General features: G+C 66.0%; 22 protein-coding genes and 1 pseudogene. 13 read left to right on the forward strand and 10 right to left on the reverse strand.

Features of this window, described 5'->3' with window-relative positions:
* Positions 1–28 precede the first annotated feature (28 nt).
* The 4 genes from QX048_RS32480 to QX048_RS32495 all read right to left on the reverse strand — a co-directional run bounded on the left by QX048_RS32480 (position 29) and on the right by QX048_RS32495 (position 3641).
* Positions 29–907 (reverse strand): SDR family oxidoreductase, encoded by an 879-nt coding sequence (locus tag QX048_RS32480; RefSeq protein ID WP_315717665.1) that lies wholly within the window; start codon positions 905–907, stop codon positions 29–31.
* 86 nt (positions 908–993) lie between these two features.
* Positions 994–1854, reverse strand: a complete 861-nt coding sequence (locus tag QX048_RS32485) for a MaoC family dehydratase (protein WP_315827823.1) — start codon at positions 1852–1854, stop codon at positions 994–996.
* A 249-nt stretch (positions 1855–2103) separates the two neighbouring features.
* Positions 2104–2493, reverse strand: a complete 390-nt coding sequence (locus tag QX048_RS32490) for a Zn-ribbon domain-containing OB-fold protein (protein WP_315752583.1) — start codon at positions 2491–2493, stop codon at positions 2104–2106.
* A complete protein-coding gene (locus QX048_RS32495) occupies positions 2493–3641 on the reverse strand; it encodes a thiolase domain-containing protein (RefSeq protein WP_315827822.1) in 1149 nt (382 codons plus the stop codon). Before QX048_RS32495 ends, QX048_RS32490 begins: the two co-directional genes overlap by 1 nt.
* 1065 nt (positions 3642–4706) lie before the next feature.
* Here QX048_RS32495 and QX048_RS32500 point away from each other — a divergent pair.
* Positions 4707–5441: a metallophosphoesterase family protein gene (locus QX048_RS32500; protein ID WP_315717661.1), complete on the forward strand. Its 735-nt coding sequence runs from the start codon at positions 4707–4709 to the stop codon at positions 5439–5441.
* A 62-nt stretch (positions 5442–5503) separates the two neighbouring features.
* On the opposite strand, the gene QX048_RS32505 is transcribed toward QX048_RS32500, so the two are convergent.
* Both QX048_RS32505 and QX048_RS32510 read right to left on the reverse strand, forming a co-directional pair.
* On the reverse strand, positions 5504–6232 hold the full coding sequence (locus QX048_RS32505; RefSeq protein ID WP_315752581.1) for a sulfite exporter TauE/SafE family protein: 729 nt from the start codon (positions 6230–6232) through the stop codon (positions 5504–5506).
* Positions 6233–6270: 38 nt separating this feature from the next.
* On the reverse strand, positions 6271–6453 hold the full coding sequence (locus QX048_RS32510) for a hypothetical protein (protein WP_315752580.1): 183 nt from the start codon (positions 6451–6453) through the stop codon (positions 6271–6273).
* Positions 6454–6572: 119 nt separating this feature from the next.
* Here QX048_RS32510 and QX048_RS32515 point away from each other — a divergent pair.
* The 5 genes and pseudogenes from QX048_RS32515 to QX048_RS32535 form a co-directional block, all read left to right on the forward strand.
* Positions 6573–6686 (forward strand): annotated as a pseudogene (locus QX048_RS32515) (LysR family transcriptional regulator); the annotation flags it as partial.
* A 134-nt stretch (positions 6687–6820) separates the two neighbouring features.
* Positions 6821–7144, forward strand: a complete 324-nt coding sequence (locus QX048_RS32520; RefSeq protein ID WP_315717658.1) for a metalloregulator ArsR/SmtB family transcription factor — start codon at positions 6821–6823, stop codon at positions 7142–7144.
* Positions 7141–7551 carry an SRPBCC domain-containing protein gene (locus QX048_RS32525; RefSeq protein WP_315717657.1) on the forward strand — a complete coding sequence of 137 codons (411 nt, stop codon included), beginning with the start codon at positions 7141–7143 and terminating at the stop codon, positions 7549–7551. Before QX048_RS32520 ends, QX048_RS32525 begins: the two co-directional genes overlap by 4 nt.
* A gap of 36 nt (positions 7552–7587) precedes the next feature.
* Entirely contained in the window at positions 7588–7809 is a 222-nt protein-coding gene (locus QX048_RS32530; RefSeq protein ID WP_315739639.1) for a hypothetical protein, read from the forward strand.
* A 169-nt stretch (positions 7810–7978) separates the two neighbouring features.
* Positions 7979–8614, forward strand: a complete 636-nt coding sequence (locus QX048_RS32535; RefSeq protein ID WP_315717655.1) for a LysE family translocator — start codon at positions 7979–7981, stop codon at positions 8612–8614.
* A gap of 199 nt (positions 8615–8813) precedes the next feature.
* On the opposite strand, the gene QX048_RS32540 is transcribed toward QX048_RS32535, so the two are convergent.
* The 4 genes from QX048_RS32540 to rpiA form a co-directional block, all read right to left on the reverse strand.
* Complete coding sequence (locus QX048_RS32540; protein WP_315827821.1) at positions 8814–9572, reverse strand: DUF4336 domain-containing protein; 759 nt, start codon at positions 9570–9572, stop codon at positions 8814–8816.
* A 144-nt stretch (positions 9573–9716) separates the two neighbouring features.
* The gene (gene gor / locus QX048_RS32545; protein ID WP_315827820.1) at positions 9717–11102 is read right to left on the reverse strand and encodes a glutathione-disulfide reductase; all 1386 of its coding nucleotides are present in this window, start codon (positions 11100–11102) and stop codon (positions 9717–9719) included.
* A gap of 33 nt (positions 11103–11135) precedes the next feature.
* Positions 11136–11657: a DUF2059 domain-containing protein gene (locus QX048_RS32550; RefSeq protein WP_315717652.1), complete on the reverse strand. Its 522-nt coding sequence runs from the start codon at positions 11655–11657 to the stop codon at positions 11136–11138.
* A gap of 48 nt (positions 11658–11705) precedes the next feature.
* A complete protein-coding gene (gene rpiA / locus QX048_RS32555; protein WP_315752604.1) occupies positions 11706–12398 on the reverse strand; it encodes a ribose-5-phosphate isomerase RpiA in 693 nt (230 codons plus the stop codon).
* Positions 12399–12571: 173 nt separating this feature from the next.
* On the opposite strand from rpiA, the gene QX048_RS32560 reads away from it, so the two are divergent.
* From QX048_RS32560 to QX048_RS32590, 7 genes are all read left to right on the forward strand, one after another.
* Positions 12572–13258 (forward strand): HAD family hydrolase, encoded by a 687-nt coding sequence (locus tag QX048_RS32560; protein ID WP_315827819.1) that lies wholly within the window; start codon positions 12572–12574, stop codon positions 13256–13258.
* A gap of 266 nt (positions 13259–13524) precedes the next feature.
* Positions 13525–13917: a hypothetical protein gene (locus QX048_RS32565; protein WP_315717649.1), complete on the forward strand. Its 393-nt coding sequence runs from the start codon at positions 13525–13527 to the stop codon at positions 13915–13917.
* Positions 13918–14114: 197 nt separating this feature from the next.
* Positions 14115–15146, forward strand: coding sequence for a GTP 3',8-cyclase MoaA (moaA, locus tag QX048_RS32570; RefSeq protein ID WP_315717648.1), 1032 nt, complete (start codon positions 14115–14117; stop codon positions 15144–15146).
* A 232-nt stretch (positions 15147–15378) separates the two neighbouring features.
* Positions 15379–16011, forward strand: a complete 633-nt coding sequence (locus QX048_RS32575) for a DUF1326 domain-containing protein (protein ID WP_315827818.1) — start codon at positions 15379–15381, stop codon at positions 16009–16011.
* 36 nt (positions 16012–16047) lie between these two features.
* On the forward strand, positions 16048–16869 hold the full coding sequence (locus QX048_RS32580) for a DUF2182 domain-containing protein (protein ID WP_315752575.1): 822 nt from the start codon (positions 16048–16050) through the stop codon (positions 16867–16869).
* Between the two features lie 137 nt (positions 16870–17006).
* A complete protein-coding gene (locus QX048_RS32585; protein WP_315752574.1) occupies positions 17007–17684 on the forward strand; it encodes a spermidine synthase in 678 nt (225 codons plus the stop codon).
* 226 nt (positions 17685–17910) lie between these two features.
* Entirely contained in the window at positions 17911–18297 is a 387-nt protein-coding gene (locus QX048_RS32590) for a nuclear transport factor 2 family protein (protein WP_315752573.1), read from the forward strand.
* Positions 18298–18411: the final 114 nt, after the last annotated feature.

Consider the following 18411-nt stretch of genomic DNA (forward strand, 5'->3'; position numbering starts at 1 on the left):
GCAGGCCCGGAATGACGACCTGAATACATCAAAACCGCCGTGCGGACTTGGCTATATCGGCCTCCGAAAAGAATATCTCCTCTGCATGGGCGGCGATGTCCTCCGCTTTCCACGCCGACGACGGCGGTTTCCAGCCGTCCATTTCCATCATACGCAACTCGCGCACGCCGCGCGGACCGGACACGCCGAGCACTTTGCCGGTCTGATCCCCCGAGAGTCTGCTGACCATGTAGAGCACGGCTGGCGCGATGCCCTCGGGCGTCAGCGCCGCGCCCGGGTTTTCCTTGTAGCGCGGCAGGTCCGCGGTCATGCGGGTCAGTGCGCCCGGCGCCAAGGTCCACACCCGGATGTTGTACTTGCGGCCCTCGATCGCCAGCACGTTCGACAGGCCCCAGATACCGCCCTTCGCGGCGCCGTAATTGGACTGGCCGAAATTGCCGATGAGGCCCGATGTCGAGGAGGTGTTGACGATGACGCCGCCGCCATTGTCGCGCATCCAGCGAAACACGGGAAGCGTGCAGCAGAAGGTGCCCTTGAGGTGCACCTGGACCACCTTGTCCCAGTCGGCCTCGCTCGACTTGGCGAAGGTCTGGTCGCGCAGGATGCCGGCATTGTTGACCAGGATGTCGGCGCGACCGAAATGGCGGATGGCATCGTCGAACACCGACTGGCCGCCGGCCATGGTCGAGATGTCGGCGCCGTTGGCGACGGCGCGGCCGCCTTCAGCGGTGATGGCCGCCACCACCTGCTCGGCCATCGACAGGTCCGAGCCGGAGCCGTCGCGCGGGCCACCGAGGTCGTTGACCACCACAGCCGCGCCTTCGCGTGCGAATAGTTTTGCATAGGCCTCACCGAGACCGCCACCTGCCCCGGTGATCAGCGCCACCTTGCCGTCGAGCAGTCCCATGGGTGTCTCCTCCTGCGCCGTGTCTTTTGTTGCCCGTCATGGCCGGGCTTGACGGCAACTAACAGACGTGCCTCACATGGCAATAATCAACCCAGCACGGTCTTGCCGTTCTTGATCACGGTGACGTTCCGCTCCTTCACCCGCGCCTCGAACGAGATCACGTCGCCGTCCTTCCACAGATCGACCGTCACGGTCTCGCCGGGAAACACCGGCGAGGAGAATCGCGCGGCGTGCTGGCGGAAGGCTGACGCATCGTAGTCGGCGTAGGTCTGCAGCACGGCGCGGCAGGTCAGGCCGTAGGTGCACATGCCGTGCAGAATCGGCCGCGGGAAGCCCGCGCGGCGCGCGAATTCGGGATCCGAGTGTAGCGGGTTGCGGTCGCCGCAGAGGCGGTAGATCAGCGCCTGGTCGGGCCGCGTCGAAATCTCGACGCTGCGGTCGGGTGCACGCGACGGCACCGGATGCGGGTCGGGTATGCCACCCGAGGGACCGCCGAAGCCGCCATCGCCGCGGGCGAAGCGCGAGGCCACCAGGGTCGCCAGCGGAGCGCCGCCCTCGTCGCGCAAGATTGTCTGATGGCGGATGACCGCGCCCTTGTCCTTGCCCTTGTCGGACACCGCGAGCACGGAGGAATCGGCCGTGATCTTCGCCGCGGTCGCCAGCGGCTTGTGAAAGGTGATGTCGCGCTCGCCGTCGACGACCAGCACGCGGTTCAGCTTCATGTCGCCGGGGCCTGCGCCCCAGGCGGCGACGGAGGCAAAGGTCGGCACCACCTTCAGTGGACGCGGCCCGGCCGTGGCCTCGTTGACGAAGGCAAGCTCCTTCTCATCCATCGGATCGGCCCCCATGCCGATGCCGTAGGCGTAGAGCATCACCTCGCGATCAGTGTAGGCGTAGTTCTGCCCGATCGCCTTCATCGCCATCAGCTCATCGTAGTTGATCGGCATGTTGCCTCCCCAAACCTCGTTCTTTGTAGGGTGGGAAAAGCGAAGCGTGCCCACCGCCTTTCTTGGTAGAACGGTGGGCACGGCGCTCTGCACCTTTGCCCACCCTACGCACTCGTCGTGGAGCACACCGCTCGTTCCGCATCCGTCATTGCGAGCGGAGCGAAGCAATCCAGGGCTGCGCAAGGACTCTGGATTGCTTCGTCGCTTCGCTCCTCGCAATGACGCGTGGATGCATCTTTGCTCCCTCTCCTAAACCGGCGTGAAGAACGGCAGCGGGGCGCCGTCGGTCGGCTTGAACACCACCTTCACCTTCTGGCCGATCTTCAACGCGTCGAAATCGCAATCGACGAAATTGGTCTGCAGCGACGGGCCCTCCTTCAAGGTGACGTAGCCGATCGCGTAAGGGCCGGTCGGCGACTTCCGCATGATCGAGAACGTGTAGATTTCCCCCTCGCCCGCGCTCTGCTCCCACACCGTCTGGTCCGAGAAGCAGAACGGGCAGATCGAGCGCGGAAAATAATGCGCCTCGCCACAGGCCGTGCAGCGCTTGATCATGAACTTGCCCTCGGCGGCGGCATCCCAGAACGCCTTGGTCTCGGGATTGGTGATGGGGGCCGGCAGTTTCTTCGCTTCGGACATCAGACGCGCTCCAGAATGCAGGTCGAGGCGGCGTGGCGCACGCCGAGCAGGCCACCGGTGCCATGGGCGATGGCGAGATCGCAGTTTTGCACCTGCACCTTGGGATGGGCTTCGCCGCGCAGCTGGCGCACGGCCTCGATCACCTTGGTCATGCCGCCGCGGTTGACGGGATGGTTGCTGCAGAGGCCGCCGCCATCGGTGTTGAACGGCAGCTTGCCGACACCGGAGATGAGATTGCCGTCGGCGACGAACTTGCCGCCCTCACCCTTCTTGCAGAAGCCGAGATCCTCGAGCTGCATCAGCACGGTGATGGTGAAGCTGTCATAGATCGAGGCGTATTTGATGTCCTTGGGGGTCACGCCCGCTTCCTCGAAGGCGCGCGGGCCGGACCACACACCGGCGGAATAAGTGAGATCGAGGTCCTTGCCGCCGCGCGGCCCCTTCATCGCCTCGCCATGGCCGATGAGACGCACCAGCGGCTTCTTCAGACTCCTGGCGATCTCCGGCGTGGTCACGATCAGCGCGCCGCCGCCGTCGGTGACGACGCAGCAGTCCATGCGGTGCAGCGGATCGGAGATCATCGGCGAGTTGATCACGTCCTCGACCGTGACGACCTCCTTCAGCATCGCATGCGGATTGTACTGCGCGTGATGCGAGGCCGCGACCTTGATCCAGGCGAGTTGCTCCGACGTGGTGCCGTAATCGTGCATGTGGCGCATCGCGCACATGCCATAGGCGTTGTGGGTGGTGGCGCCATAGGCCATCTCGAAATCGGCCTCGGCGCCAGCGGCACGCGGCGGCATCGGCCCGGTGCGCGGCTTGCCGGCCAAGGTGATCAGCGCGATCGAGCATTTGCCGGCGGCGATGGCCTCGGCGGCATGGCCAACATGGATGAGATAGGAGCAGCCGCCGGTCTCGGTGGAGTCGATGTGCCGGACCTTCAGCCCGAGATAGTCGACCATCGGCCACGCGCCGCCCGGCGCGTCGCCGGCGCAGAAATAGCCGTCGATATCCTTCGCGCTGAGACCCGCATCCTCGAGCGCGCCCTTGGCGACCTCGGCATGCAGCTGCGCGGTGGATTTGTCGGGTGCATGCCGGGTCGGATGCTCATAGATCCCGGCAATGTAGGCCTTGCCCTTGATGGTCAACTCCGTCTCCGCTTCCTGTCGTTTCGTCCCAGGTGGTTGGAGATTTTTTGGACCGTTGGATAGAGCTTGGCAAGCGTGGAAAATATTCCGCAGGGTGGAGATGGTCGCACCCCAGCGACATATTTCGATGTTGCACGCGACAGCGCCCATGCTGTCATCGTCCGGCTTGACCGGACGTCCAGTCGTCCAGGGATCGCAACGATTGAATCGAGACGCCGCGGCGTACTCGATCGCCCGTTCAAGCCGGGCGATGACATCTGAGTGCGTGGTCGGCCTCTTGCAAAAGCCGCGCTTTCTCGTTCCCGCGACAGATCCTGCCCGAGTCATGCTCATCTCGTTTGCCCTCATCAAGTCGGAGGGCGCAGGGAAGGCCAGGCGTCGGCTGACGCCTGCGGCCCGCCTGCGAAAAAAATGCAGGCGGCAGGTACCACAGGTGCAGCCGAGAACGCCCGGCCTTCCCTGCGCGATGGTCTTAACGCTTATACGCAGTCTGCCTGGTGCGCCGGGCTTGTTGGCCACCATTGCCCGCGCGGCGCGCAAGCGCCGTCGCGAACGTAGCACCAGCGTCGGGGTGCCAGCACGCTGCGACTTCGCGTCCGCGGCCTCGCCGTTCGTCCGCGCATCCAGGGACACGCTGCGGCAAAACCACGGCCATCGCTCCCCGCCCCGCGTGTCGTGACGATCGCGCGCTACGCCCCTCCGTACCGAGGCGGGATACGCACAATAGAGCATGATTTCTGATATTCGTAAAGAGAAATCTTTGGGCTGGAATGGTGCTTGCAGAACCGCTCCAACGAAGCAGCCGAGATATTCCAAACCGCTCTGCGGTCGCTACCGCACGACAACAAGGGCGGCGCCGGAGAATAGCGTTTCAGAGATCAGCGGCAACACGGCTCGAGCTGCACGCCTGCTGCCTACAGGTTGTTCGCCCCCGACGGCCCATGCTATCAACACCGTCAAGCGCCGATTTGACCATCAGCTTGCGGGCGCGTCTCAAAATGCAGCTAAAGCGAACGGGTCCCGCATGGAAAATCCCTGCCGGCCGTTCTCTGAACGGAGGCTCCCATGCGGTTTGCGGCCATTGCCGACATTCACGGAAATTCCGACGCGCTGGCCGCGGTCCTGAAGGACATTGCGGCGCTCGGCATCGATGAGGTCGTCAATCTCGGTGATCATCTCAGCGGCCCGCTCGAACCGGTTCGAACGGCGGAGATGCTGATGGCGCGGGACTTTCCGTCGATCCGGGGCGATCAGGACCGGCACATGATCGATCTCTATCGTGCGGGAGACACGGGGCGCAGCGACGTCCGCGCCCTCGATCAGGTGCATGTCGGCTGGTTGGCGGCGCAGCCGGCGACGCTGATCTATCACGACGACGTCTTCCTGTGCCATGCCGCGCCGGACGACGACGCCGTGTTCTGGCTCGATGAGGTCACCGCCTATGGCACGCTGCGTCAGAGCCCCCTTGCGCGTATCGAAGCACGGGCCGCCGGCATCGATGCCTCGCTGATCCTGTGCGGACACAGCCACATTCCGCGCATTGTCCGGCTCAGCGATGGCCGGCTCGTCGTCAATCCCGGCAGCGTCGGGCTACCCGGCTATCGCGGCCGCCCTCCGCACGGCTACCACGTCGAGACCGGGACGCCCGATGCCTGCTATGCGATCGCGGAGCAACGGCTTGGACGGTGGTCGCTGACAATCCGCTATGTGCCGTACGATCCCGCGCCGATGGCGGCACTCGCACGACGCAAGGGCATGCACGACTGGGCGAATGCCATCGCGACCGGCTGGGTCGGGTGACGGCCGTCGCCGGCCCTCATCGCAGGGCGTGTCGGCGCCGGCGCGATTGAGCCGGCCGGGGGTCAGACAACAAGCAGCACACCGGACAGCAGCAGAATGCTCAGGATGAGCCTCCTGAACAAGGTGTCGTTGACCCTGCGGAAGGCGAAGATGCCGAGCGCCGTGCCGGCGAGCAGAGCCGGAATGCTCAGCGCGAGATCGACGATCACCCTCGACGACAGGTCCTGCCGGGCCAGCATCATCCCCAGCGAGGCGATCTGCATCACGGCAATGAAGGGCTGCACTAGGCCGCGCTGGTCGGTTTTCGGCAGGCCGTGCATCTCGCACCAGATGGTCGGCAGTGCTCCGGGCATCGCGGTCAGGCCACCGATCAGACCGCCGCCGAATCCGACGATCGCCGTGCGATGTCTGCTCATGCGTCGAACGCTGCCGAGGCCGGGCTTGAACAGCATGGTGGCGGCGTAGATCGCAATCGTCGCTCCGAACACCTGCTGAAACAGCCGGGCGTCCGCGTTGTGCAGCAGCCAGAGCGCCAAGGGCACGCCGAGCAGCCCGCCCAGGATCAGGACCAGGCTGTCCTTCCACCGGATGCTGTTGCGCAACGCCCACAGATTCGTCGCCTGCACGCCGACGCTGCACGCCATCATCAGCGGCACCGCCTCCAGCGGTTGCAGACCATGCAGCAGGATCGCGCCGGCCACGGCCGAGAAGGCAAATCCGGCCAATCCGGAAACGAAGGCGCCAGAGAACACGGCGGCGCTGAGCAACAAGAAAGAGGCAAGCCCGGGCATGAATATCTCCGGCTGATGAGGGTTGAAATGAGCGAGCTTCAATCGTGGGATGGGAGCGTCGAAACCGGCTTCGCCTGCGTGCCGTCCCGCATGGCAGCACCTCGCAGGATCGCACCGGCGACAACGTGCAGGAGCAGAAAGATGGCGAGGACGCTCGCCGCCAGCGCCGCCTGCGGCGTGATCGACAGCTTGCGCCGCGGCGGGGTCTCGTTGGCCTGCATCTCCGTCACCTCCAGCTACTGCTGTCAGGCTGGTAGCACCGCGACGTCCCCTGGCCGTCCCTTGTGCCGTGATCCCGGAGCTCGTCACGAAGGCGTGTTCGGCGGCGGAGTCTTGTTTGCTCGCCGTGCGGCTGCTGTCGCGCACGACGCGATCGGTCGCTCCCACCGAGGCCGGCGAGCGTCTGCTGCACCGGATCGGGCCGCGGTCCGAGAAGATCGAAAGCGAGCTCGTCGGGCAGACCACACCCGCCTTCGCGGTTCTGTGCGAGGCGCTACGCCATCGCGCCTGACCGGCGAAGGATTCCGCTTGACTAATCCATAACCAACCGGTTATGCGTCAATCCATAACCAATGAGTTATGGATCGAATGCCGCGCTCTCCCGACATGCTGTTCCGAACGCTTGCCGACCCGACGCGGCGCGCCATCTTCGAAGGCCTGTGCCGGCATGGCGAGCAGACCGTCGGGGCGCTGACGGCCAAGGCCGGCGTATCGCAGCCGGCGGTGTCGAAGCATCTCGGCCTGCTCAAGCAGGCGGGCCTGGTGCGGGAGCGTCACGAAGGCCGCCAGACGCATTACCGCGCGCAACCCAAGGCGCTGGCGCCGCTGCTCGACTGGACGAGCCGGATGGCTGCGTTCTGGGAGAGCCGGTTCGACCAGCTCGACACTCTGCTCAACAGGATGGATCAATGAGCTCACCCGCGCCAGAAACCCGCACCGTCGTCGTCGAGCGCGAATTCGCGCATCCGCCCGAAAAACTCTGGCGCGCGCTGACGCAGCCGCATCTGATCGCGGAGTGGCTGATGACCAACGACTTTGCGCCGTCGGTCGATCATCGCTTCAAGCTGAAGGCCGACTGGGGCGTCGTCGACTGCCAGGTCGTGACCATCGAGCCGCACAAGACGTTGTCCTACACCTGGGCGGCGGCCGGCCTCGACAGCGTCGTGACCTGGACGCTGACGCCGACCGCCTTGGGCACGCACCTGCGCATGGAGCAGACCGGCTTCGCAGCCGACCAGACCCGCGCCTATCAGGGCGCACGCTACGGCTGGCCGAAATTCTTCGATGCGCTCGAACAGAGCGTCGCGCGCCTCGGCTGAGGCGTGCGCATCACGACGTCATCAGGGGAGAAGCACTTGAACTGGAACAACACCGTCCGGCAGGTCCATCGCTGGGTATCAATCGCCTTCACGGTCGCCGTCATCGTCAACATCGCCGCGATGACGCAGACGCAAGCCCCGCTGTGGGTCGGCCTGCTGGCGCTGATTCCGCTCATCGTGCTGCTCGGCACGGGGCTGTATCTGTTCGCGCTGCCCTACGTCGCGACGAAGTTGACCGCCTCGCGGGTGGAGCGCTGAACGGGCAATCGCGCCCGGCGTTTTCCGGAGGGAGTCAAGCCTCTTGGCGATCCGGCAGGTCGAGCGTGCGTCAGCGAAGACGATCGCTGGCCGCCTCCAAGGAACGTCTTGCGTTCGCGGCCGAACCGCGCCCTATTGCCGCGTCTTCCGCCAACGAGGCTATTCTGACGTGAACGCTCTTACGCTCTTCAGCTTCGCCATCGTCGCCTTCATCGGGATCGCGACCCCCGGTCCGACGGTGCTGCTGGCCCTCACCAACGGCTCGCGTGTCGGTGTACGCCGCGCCTGGGCCGGCATCGCCGGCGCGGTGGCTTCGGACTTCATCCTCATCGGCGCCGTCGCGGTCGGCCTGGGCGCGCTGCTGGCCGCTTCCGAATTCTGGTTCTCGGTCGTGAAGTGGACCGGCGTGGCCTACCTCGCCTATCTCGGGCTGATGCTGCTGCGGTCCAGCGGGTCGATCGACCTTGCGGCGTCCGCAGACGGCAAGGACGGGTCACGACAGCCGCACGCGCTGTTTCTGAAAAGCTTCCTCGTCGCGATCACCAATCCAAAGGGTTATCTGTTCTTCTCGGCATTCCTGCCCCAGTTCGTGGTGCCGTCCGCGCCGCAGCTGCCGCAATATCTCACGCTGGCCCTCACCTTCGCGATGCTCGATGTCCTGATCATGCTCGCCTACGCGAGCGCGGGCTCGCAAGCGATGCGTTTCCTCAAGCGCTCCGGTGCCCTCTGGCTCGATCGCATCTGCGGCGGCGCGCTGCTGAGCCTTGCCGGCGCCCTTGCGCTTTACCGGCGAGCTGGTCCCTGACCCGGCCGCGCGTCGCGGTCGTCCACCTACTCCGCCGCCTGCCGCACGTGGCGCTCGGTCACCGTGCGCATCGTCACCAGCTCCTCCGCGGCCGAGGGATGCCTGGCGCCAACCTCAATCGCACGAGCTTATACGTCCGTCGCGGGAAGAGAAAAGCACGGCATCACGAAGGCCGGTCTCGTGAAGCCCTGCCGCCGGTTCAAGGCCGCAGCAACCAGCAGAATGCCTCGCGCAGGATCTCGGTGCCGTTCGTCCGGTGCCAGGCGCCATGGGCGATCACGATCCGCTCGGGGTGCCACGCCAGCATGGTCTCGACCGCGGCCCGCAAGTCGGGTCGGTGCCGCCAGGTAAATGTCAGCCGGAGATCGCGCGGCAGGCCGCCATGCGGCGGACCGACGCCCCCGATCCAACTCAGGTAGCGCGCCAAGCCGGCGCCGATCTTGGCCGGCTCGAAATTCTCCATCAGATCGGTCAGGATCAGCGTGCGCGAAGGGCGATGGAAGAACACGACCTCCGTCATATAGCTGCCGAGGACAGGCAAGGTCGCGATCTCATCATCCCAGGGATAGCCACCGCTGCGATCCAGCGGCCTGCCCTCGAATTCGATGCGGCCCTTCGCCTGCGCGCGAATGCCCGGCGCCAGATAGATTGCCGCGTCGGGAAAGGCCGCCTGCCAGTCGGGGATCCACCAATAGTGGATGCGATTCGGACCGATGATGTCGCGGACGCGGCCTTCCCGGTCGATCTCGGCCCGCAGCGCCGGCGTCAACGGCGTGGGCGAGTGGATGAACAGATCGCCGGAGGCGCATCGCACCACGGTCATGCGGGTGGGAAACGGAAATTTCAGCCCGGGAATGCCGAAGCGGATCACGGGCCCGTCGACGATCCAGATGTTCCCGGCAACGGGCTTCAGGGTGTTGAGCGGCGGATAGGTCGCAAGGCAATCATCTTGGGACATGCTGGTCGCTCTCCAACCGCTGAACGGTTCCAACGGCAGCATGCCCGATCGGCCACGGTGTGGACCGTCGTCAGACCATGAGCACCGGCCCACGCAGTCGCTACGGACGCCGGCCGCGCACGAGCCCCAAAAGCAGTTGGTGCCCTACTCCGCCGCCTGCCGCACGTGGCGCTCGGTCACCGTGCGCATCGTCACCAGCTCCTCGGCGGCGGAGGGATGCAGCGCGATGGTGGCGTCGAAATCGGCCTTGGTCGCCTTCATCTTGATGGCGATCGCCACGGCCTGGGTGATTTCGGCGGCCATGTCGCCAACGATGTGGCAGCCGAGCACGCGATCGCTGGCGCCATCGACGACGAGCTTCATCAGCACCCGGGTGTCGCGGCCGGACATCGTCGCCTTGATCGGGCGGAAATTCGTCTTGTAGATGTCGACGCGGTCGTAGAGCTCGCGCGCCTGCGTCTCGGTGAGACCGACGGTGCCCACTTCAGGCTGGCAGAACACGGCCGTCGGAATGTCCGCGTGGTCGACGCGCACGGTCTTGCCGCCGAACACGGTGTCGGCAAAAGCGTGGCCCTCGCGGATCGCGACCGGCGTCAGGTTGAAGCGATGGGTGACGTCGCCGATCGCGTAGATGCTCGGCACCGAGCTCTGCGAGAACGCGTCCACCGCGATGCCGCCGTTCCTTGGATTGATTGCGACCCCGGCCTTCTCGAGGCCGAGATTGGCCACCGCCGGATGGCGGCCGATCGCGAACATCACCTTGTCGGAGGCGATGCTGGAGCCGTTCGACAGATGCGTGGTGTAGTCCTGGCCGTGCCTGTCGACGCTGGTGACCGTGCAGCCGGTCAGGATGGTGATGCCTTCCTTCTCCATCTCGGAGCGGACGTGGCGGCGGACGTCCTCGTCGAAGCCGCGCAGGATGTTGTCGCCGCGATAGACGACGGTCACGTCGGAGCCGAAATTGGCGAAGATGCAGGCGAATTCGAGCGCGATGTAGCCGCCGCCCTGGATCACGATGCGGCGCGGCAACTCGTCGAGATGAAACGCCTCGTTGGAGGAGATGACGTGCTCGATGCCGGGAATCGGCGTGCCGTGGTTGGGCGCGCCGCCGGTCGCGATGAGAATGTATTTGGCGCGGACGGTCTCGCCGGTCATCAGCCGCACGGTGTGGGCGTCCTCGAGCACCGCGCGGGTCTTGACGATCCTGGCGCCAGACTTCTCGACGTTGCTGGTGTAGGCCGCCTCGAGCCGGGCGATCTCCTTGTCCTTGTTCCTGATCAGCGTCGGCCAGTCGAAGGTCGCGGTCGGGATGGTCCAGCCGAAGCCGGCGGCATCGGCGATCTCCTGGCGGACATGCGAGCCGATCACGAACAGCTTCTTAGGGACACAGCCGCGGATCACGCAGGTGCCGCCCATGCGGTATTCCTCGGCGACCATCACGCGGGCGCCATAGCCGCTGGCGATGCGGGCGGCGCGCACGCCGCCCGAGCCGCCACCGATCACGAACAGGTCGACGTCGAATTCAGCCATCTCTCCCCCGACCTGGCCTTTCGGCCGCAAGCCTCAGATCGGCTTGTTGCGTTTGCGCATCTCGGCGCGGAACTGCGCGGTGACGGTGTCGGAAAACTCCGCCGCCCACAGGTTCATTGCCTGCATGCTCATCTGGATCGCCTTCGGCTCCGCCGCAAGCAGCTTCTGGCCGATGGCAGACTTGTAGAAGGCGACGAGGTTGGCGATCTCCTGGTCGGAGAACTCGTTGCAGTAGATCTGCGCCATCTTCTCGCCGATCTCCTTCTCCTTGCCGGCGTAGGTCTGCGCGACCACCACGGCGACCTCGTCGAGGTCCTTCTGGTAGTTGAGATTGGACTGCAGCAGCGCCTGCTTGGTCTGCTGCACGATGCCGGGGACGGCATTGGCGTACATCGCAGCCGCGTTCTTCATCCCCAGAATCTCGCGCGCGCCGGCCATGCAGGCGGGCGAGGCCGGCTTCAGCGCAGGTGCCTGGCCCTGCGCCGCAACCGGGCTTGCCGAGGCCAAGGCCAGCACGATTCCGGCGGCCGGCAAGATTCTGAACACGCTCTTCATTCCAAGTCTCCTGTGAGTTGCCGCCATGAGCGCAGCCTCGTGCCGCGCTCAGGGCCGCTGGATAACGCGAATTCCCTGTGCGCCTGCCAGGATCGCCGTGCTGCCGAGGCCGATGAACAGCCCATGCTCGACCACGCCCGGAATTGCGCTCAAAAGACCCGCCAGGCGCGGGGGATCCATGATCTCCCCAAGGCGGACGTCGATAATCCAGTGGCCGCCATCGGTGACGAAAACGTGGCCGTCTGCGGACTTGCGCAGGCTCATCGGCCCGGACACGCCGGCCGTGGCGAAGGCGTCACTCATCTCGCGCTGGGTCGCGGCGAGGCCGAACGGAACCACCTCGACCGGCAGCGGATAGCGGCCGAGCTGCGCCACCCATTTGCTGTCGTCGGCGATCACGATCATGCGATCCGAGGCGCTGGCGACGATCTTCTCGCGCAGCAGCGCGCCGCCGCCGCCCTTGATCAGGTCGAGCGCCGGATTGATCTCGTCGGCGCCGTCGATGGTGATGTCGAGCCGGTCGATCTCATCGAGCGTGGTCAGCGGCACGCCGCACGCTTGCGCCTGCGCCCTTGTCGCCTCCGAGGTCGGCACGCCCACGATCTTGAGCCCGGCGCGCACCTTTTCTCCGAGCAGATCGACGAAATGCTTGGCAGTCGATCCGGTGCCGAGACCGAGCTTCATGCCGCTCTCGACCTCCTCCAGCGCACGCGCCGCTGCCTGCCGCTTCAATGCATCCATGTCGACCAAGGAACCCGCCCTTCGCACCCAGGGCCCCCACGGGCGGGGGCCGAAAGCCGGCGCATATCTAGCGATGTTTTGACGCGGGGCCTAGCTCTCGCCGGCCACGAAATCGGACAAAATGCCATTGCGGGCCTCTTGCAAGGACATGAGCCGGCCGCTAGCGGATACCGATGCCCATCTCCAGCACCATCGTCTTCGATCTCGACGGCACCCTGGTCGACACGGCGCCGGATCTCATCAGCGCGCTCAATCACGTCCTGCAGCGCGAGGGTCTGCGGCCGGTGCCGCTGGCCTCGGCCCGCAAGATGATCGGCCACGGCGCCCGCAAGCTGATCGAGCGCGGTCTGGAGGCGGAGGGTCGCTTCGCCAGCACCGATGACATCGGCCGCCTCACCACCGATTTCATCGATTTCTACGCTGAGAACATCGCCATCGAATCGCGCCCCTTCGAGGGGCTGGAGGCGGCGCTCGACGAGCTTGCCGGCCGCGGCTGCCAGTTCGCGGTGTGCACCAACAAGCTGGAATGGCTGTCGAAGCGGCTGCTCGACCAGCTCGGCCTGTCCTCCCGCTTCGCCGCGATCTGCGGTGCCGACACGTTCGGGGTCGCCAAGCCGGATCCGGCGATCCTGCGCCAGACCATCGCGCAGGCCGGCGGCGAGGTCGGGGCCGCGATCATGGTCGGCGATGCCGGCACCGACGTCGGCGCCGCCCGCCGCGCCGGCGTGCCGGTGATCGGCTGCACCTTTGGCTATACCGACGTACCGATCGCGGAGCTCAATCCGGACCACCTGATCGACCACATGCGCGAGCTGCCGGCTGCCGTCGCGGCCCTCAGCCCATCGTTCAGGATCGCCTGAACGGACTTGCGATTCCACTGCCGCATCGCACCCTAACCCACTGCCCTGTCGACCTGAATCCGCACCTTGCGGTGCGTTAACGTTCTGTTGAGAATAGGGTTGACCGCAGTTGCGCCGCTGTTCTGACGCTCCTATGGTCGCCCTGGGATTGCGGCCGATGGCCGCAGGGTTGTGGGGCGGACATCATGATGCGGCGTGTCATCGCAATTGCGGTTGCGGGAGCCGGCTTGGCCGGTTGCTCGTCCTTCTCCATGGACAGCTTCAAGATGGCAGCGCCCGAGGTTCCGGTGCAGCTCGACTCCGTGCCGCCGGGCGCCGACGCCAAGACCTCGCTCGGACCGGGCTGCAAGACGCCGTGCACCGTCTCGGTGCCGGCGCCCGATGCGGGCTTCAGCGTCACCTTCACGATGGACAAGTACCAGCCCGCGACCATCCCGGTGCAGGTGATCCGCAACTCCGGCGATTTCAACACCTCGCCGCCGGTGGTGATGGACCCGAGCCCGGTCGTCGCCGAGCTGCAGCCGATGCCCGGCGCGCCGCCGAAGGCCGTCAAGCGCATGCGGCCGAAGAAGCCGAAGCCGCAGAAGTCCGCCGCTGCGCCGGACGCACCGGCGGCCACCGGGTCCGCCTTCCCCGCCCCCGCGCCGGGACGCCAATAGCGGACCGTCGTCCCGCGCGTCCCCTTGCCAAGGCGAAGCTGCATTGCAGCAACGACGGATCCACGTCGATGATTGTGGGGCGCGGCGATCATGATTAGATTGTCGTGAGACCGACATCCGGCCGCGCTTGCGCGGCCGCCGCGTGGCATCGCCGCCACCTGGGCCGCCACCAGCCAAGGCTTTCATCAAGGCTTTCCATGACCGCAGAGACGTTGAGTGACACCGCCCTGACGCGCCCGATGACCGACCCGTTCGGTCGCCGCATCAGCTATCTGCGCGTCTCGGTGACCGACCGCTGCGACTTGCGCTGCTTCTATTGCATGTCCGAGGACATGACCTTCCTGCCGAAGGCCGACCTGCTGACGCTCGAAGAGCTCGACCGGCTGTGCTCGGCGTTCATCCACAAGGGCGTCAAAAAGCTCAGGCTCACCGGCGGGGAGCCGCTGGTCCGGCGCAACGTGATGGGCCTGGTCCGCTCGCTGTCGCGACATCTGAAGAGCGGCGCGCTCAACGAGCTGACGATGACGACCAACGCGACGCAGCTCGCCAAATATGCCGCCGAGCTCGCCGATTGCGGCGTCCGTCGCATCAACGTCTCGCTCGACACGCTCGACCCGGACAAGTTCCGCGCCATCACCCGCTGGGGCGATCTCGAGCGCGTGCTGGCCGGCATCGAGGCGGCGCGCGCCGCAGGTCTCGCCGTGAAGATCAACGCCGTCGCGCTGAAGAACATGAACGAGGACGAGATCCCCTCGCTGATCGACTGGGCGCACGGCAAGGGCATGGCGTTGACCTTGATCGAGGTGATGCCGATGGGCGAGATCGGCGAGGGCCGCATCGACCAGTATCTGCCGTTGTCGCTGCTGCGCGCGCGTCTGGCGCAGACCTACACCATGACCGACCTCGACGAGACCACCGGCGGCCCGGCCCGCTACGTCCGCGTCGCCGAGACCGGCGGCACGATCGGCTTCATCACGCCGATGACGCATAATTTCTGCGAGAGCTGCAATCGCGTCCGCGTCACCTGCACCGGCACCCTGCACACCTGCCTCGGCCACGAGGACGCCTCCGACCTGCGCAAGCCGCTGCGTGCCTCGGCCAGCGACGAGGAGCTCAGCGCCGCGATCGACCGCGCCATCGGCCTCAAGCCGAAGGGCCACGACTTCATCATCGACCGCCGCCACAACCGTCCGAGCGTCAGCCGGCACATGAGCGTGACGGGCGGGTAGTCGGAGTCCATAACCATCGGGCCCTGCGATCAATCGCAATCGGAGCCGGCCTGTTGGCCGGCCATTCAGCCGACGATCACGCATACCGTATGAGCGGAGCGGCCCGAGGCGCAGTCACGACGCGGAGACTGATCATTTATCGGCTTGCGGCACGTCCCCACGCGGCGTAGCTTTCAGCTGCAGATCGCGCATTCGAAAGCAATTTGTCGGTTCGGCCTAGCGGGAGACAGCGATGGCAGACGCAGTCGCATGGCACCTGTCCGGTGACTATTTCGAGAATTGCAGCTGCAGCCTGCTGTGTCCGTGCCTCATGTCGGCCGCCCCTCCCCTGACCGCGCAACCGACCGAGGGGTTCTGCAACGTACCATTGCTGTTCCACATCGAAACCGGCCGCTATGGCGATGTCGCGCTCGATGGCCTCAACGCGGCGGTGATGCTGCATGCGCCCGGCGTGATGGGGGATGGAGACTGGTCGATCGCCGCCTATGTCGATCAGCGCGCCGACGATCCGCAGACGGAGGCGATGGCCGCGATCTTCACCGGAGCTGCCGGCGGCCCGATGGCTGCGTTCACGCCGCTGATCAGCACCAATCTCGGCGTGCGCAAAGTCGCCATCACCTTCCGGATCGACGGCAAGACGCGGTCCGCCGACATCGCCGACATTCTGCACATGTCCGTCGATCCGCTGCCGACCATGCACCCGAGCGGAGAGATGTGGGTGAACATCGGCCATCCCGTCAGCCCGGACAGGATGGCGCTCGCCGTCGGCGCGGCGGGCAACACCTACAACGATCACGGCATGCGTTGGGACAATTCCGGCAAGAACGGCCTGTACGCGTCGATCAGTTGGTCCAACCAGGCCTAATTCGACGTGGCGCAAGGCCGGCAACCCGCCTTGCAGATGACCGGCAGCGCCCTGGAAGCCGTGCTGCGGCGCGATCGCTGGATCGTCGGCGGCGCGATCACGATCATGGTCGCCCTGTCGTGGGCCTATGTTCTCTGGCTTGCCAACGACATGGACATGGGCGGCATGGACATGACCGGCTTCCGCATGATCCCGGCCGGCATCGGAATCATGTTGCCGGCCAGCGAGCCGTGGCGCGCGATCGAGTTCGCCTATGTGTTCCTGATGTGGGCTGTGATGATGGTCGGGATGATGGCGCCTTCGGCCGCGCCCATGGTCCTGATGTACGCCCGTGTGGGTCGGCACGGCCGCGCGCAGGGCCAGCCGTTCGCGGCGACCGGCTGGTTTGCGGCCGGCTATCTGCTCGCCTGGAGCGGCTTTTCGCTCGTGGCGACCGGCCTGCAATGGGGTGTGGAGCGGACTGCGCAGCTGGATTCGCGGATGGCGATCGACAACCATCTGCTCGGCGCCATCGTGCTGATCGCGGCAGGCGTCTATCAGTGGACGCCGCTGAAGAGCGCCTGCCTTGCCCAATGCCAGTCGCCGCTTCTGTTCCTGATGCGTCACGGCGGCTTTCGCGGCGACCTGCAGGGCTGCGTGCTGCTGGGGCTGCGACACGGCGGCTATTGCGTGGGCTGCTGCTGGGCTCTGATGGCGCTGCTGTTCGTCGGCGGGGTGATGAGCGTGACGTGGATTGCCATTCTGACCCTGCTCGTGCTGTTTGAGAAACTGACTCCGGTCGGACGATGGATCGCGCGCGCGGCCGGCATTGCTTGCAGTGCCGCGGGCGCCTGGATGCTGGTGTCCCCACCGCAATGACGCGCAACGACGCGATGCAGGTCGTCGCGAGAGTGGCGACTGCCCCTTGGCATGGGATGCGGGCAACATGGTAAGCAGGCTCCGGCGTGGCGACTCTGTCGCATGAAATGCCGCAATCCAACTGACGCGAGACGCCCGTGATTCCCTGGAAGTTGATCGACACCGCAGACGTGCCCGGCGGCGGCGAGCCGCTGCGGCTGATGCAGCGCGGCAAGGAGTTCTCGATCAAGCTCGGTTCGAACGAGCTGATGAACAGCCGGCTGCACGGATCCGAAGAGGCGCTGGCGACCCTGAGCTGCGCCCGCATCAAGGCCGAGCCGGCTCCGCGGCTGCTGATCGGCGGCCTCGGCATGGGCTTCACCTTGCGGGCGGCGCTGAAGGTGCTGGGTTCGCAGGCCCGCATCACCGTCGCCGAGCTGGTGCCGGCGGTGATCGCCTGGGCGCGCGGGCCGATGGCCGAATTGTCCGGCGCCAGCCTTGCCGATCCGCGCGTCGACGTCCGCGAGGGCGACGTGGTGAAGCTGATCGCCGCGGCGCGCGGCACCTATGATGCGATCCTGCTCGACGTCGACAACGGCCCGCAGGGACTGACGCGGCAATCCAACGACGCGCTGTATGACCCCTCGGGTTTGCGCACCGCCTTCACCGCCCTGCGCCCCGGCGGCGTGCTGGCGGTGTGGTCGTCCCACCCCGACGATCGCTTTGCCCCGCGCCTGCGCAAGGCAGGCTTCGCCGCCGAGGAGATCAACATCCGCGCCACCGGCCGCGGCGGCGGCGCCCGTCACGTGATCTGGATCGCGACGCGGCCGGCGTGATTGCGCCTCGTCGCGCGCGGAGTTCTCTGTCCTGAGAACTTTCTCCACCGGCTGTACTACCAGCGCTGATATTCTCCACGCCCGTTTGGATCAGCGTAGTGACGCGTCGGACATCGTCCTATGATGCGTCGGCGGCGACGAGGGATGCTCCATTCTCCGGCTTGTAGACCGCAGCGGCCAGGGGCACGCTATGCAATGAGGGCGCGCCCCTGAATGGGAGATTGCCATGGATGACAGAGCGAAGCGCGCTGCCTTGCAGCACCATTGGGATGCATCGGACGTGAATGATTTCGAAGCCGAGCACGACATCTATCGCGACGATGCCGTGCTGGATTATCCGCAATCGGGCGAACGCATCCACGGCCGGCGCAACATTCAGGAGAGCCGCTTCGTGCAGCCCAGCAGGAAGCGCTTCGCAGTGCGCCGAATCATCGGGAGCGGCGATCTGTGGGTGACCGAACTGGTCCTGACCTATGATGGCGTGCCGTCTTACGTGGTGAGCGTCATGGAATTCCGGGACGGCGGAGTAGCGCACGAGACCCAATATTTCGGCGATCGCTTCGACCCGGCGCCCTCGCGCGCGCATCTCGTCGAGCGCATCAACTCGGCCTGAAGGGCGACGAACGGCCACGGCAACCGCATTTCGGTGACGGCGGCATTTCGGTAGCAGGGCAGTGCATTTCTCGTCCTCGGGTCGCCGCGTCGCTGCAGCGGCGCCCTCCGCATC

This window comes from Bradyrhizobium sp. SZCCHNS30572, assembly GCF_032484415.1.
Classification (GTDB): Bacteria; Pseudomonadota; Alphaproteobacteria; order Rhizobiales; family Xanthobacteraceae; genus Bradyrhizobium.

Bases quoted from the DNA above. Each gene is read 5' to 3' on its own strand.
- QX048_RS32550 (WP_315717652.1), bottom strand. From the start codon at position 11,657: ATGAAGAGCGTGTTCAGAATCTTGCCGGCCGCCGGAATCGTGCTGGCC.
- QX048_RS32575 (WP_315827818.1), top strand. From the start codon at position 15,379: ATGGCAGACGCAGTCGCATGGCACCTGTCCGGTGACTATTTCGAGAAT.
- QX048_RS32560 (WP_315827819.1), top strand. From the start codon at position 12,572: ATGCCCATCTCCAGCACCATCGTCTTCGATCTCGACGGCACCCTGGTC.
- QX048_RS32505 (WP_315752581.1), bottom strand. From the start codon at position 6,232: ATGCCCGGGCTTGCCTCTTTCTTGTTGCTCAGCGCCGCCGTGTTCTCT.
- QX048_RS32485 (WP_315827823.1), bottom strand. From the start codon at position 1,854: ATGCCGATCAACTACGATGAGCTGATGGCGATGAAGGCGATCGGGCAG.
- QX048_RS32520 (WP_315717658.1), top strand. From the start codon at position 6,821: ATGCCGCGCTCTCCCGACATGCTGTTCCGAACGCTTGCCGACCCGACG.
- QX048_RS32510 (WP_315752580.1), bottom strand. From the start codon at position 6,453: ATGCAGGCCAACGAGACCCCGCCGCGGCGCAAGCTGTCGATCACGCCG.
- QX048_RS32480 (WP_315717665.1), bottom strand. From the start codon at position 907: ATGGGACTGCTCGACGGCAAGGTGGCGCTGATCACCGGGGCAGGTGGC.
- QX048_RS32580 (WP_315752575.1), top strand. From the start codon at position 16,048: ATGACCGGCAGCGCCCTGGAAGCCGTGCTGCGGCGCGATCGCTGGATC.
- gor (WP_315827820.1), bottom strand. From the start codon at position 11,102: ATGGCTGAATTCGACGTCGACCTGTTCGTGATCGGTGGCGGCTCGGGC.
- QX048_RS32540 (WP_315827821.1), bottom strand. From the start codon at position 9,572: ATGTCCCAAGATGATTGCCTTGCGACCTATCCGCCGCTCAACACCCTG.
- QX048_RS32500 (WP_315717661.1), top strand. From the start codon at position 4,707: ATGCGGTTTGCGGCCATTGCCGACATTCACGGAAATTCCGACGCGCTG.
- QX048_RS32590 (WP_315752573.1), top strand. From the start codon at position 17,911: ATGGATGACAGAGCGAAGCGCGCTGCCTTGCAGCACCATTGGGATGCA.
- moaA (WP_315717648.1), top strand. From the start codon at position 14,115: ATGACCGCAGAGACGTTGAGTGACACCGCCCTGACGCGCCCGATGACC.
- QX048_RS32565 (WP_315717649.1), top strand. From the start codon at position 13,525: ATGGCAGCGCCCGAGGTTCCGGTGCAGCTCGACTCCGTGCCGCCGGGC.
- rpiA (WP_315752604.1), bottom strand. From the start codon at position 12,398: ATGGATGCATTGAAGCGGCAGGCAGCGGCGCGTGCGCTGGAGGAGGTC.
- QX048_RS32490 (WP_315752583.1), bottom strand. From the start codon at position 2,493: ATGTCCGAAGCGAAGAAACTGCCGGCCCCCATCACCAATCCCGAGACC.
- QX048_RS32525 (WP_315717657.1), top strand. From the start codon at position 7,141: ATGAGCTCACCCGCGCCAGAAACCCGCACCGTCGTCGTCGAGCGCGAA.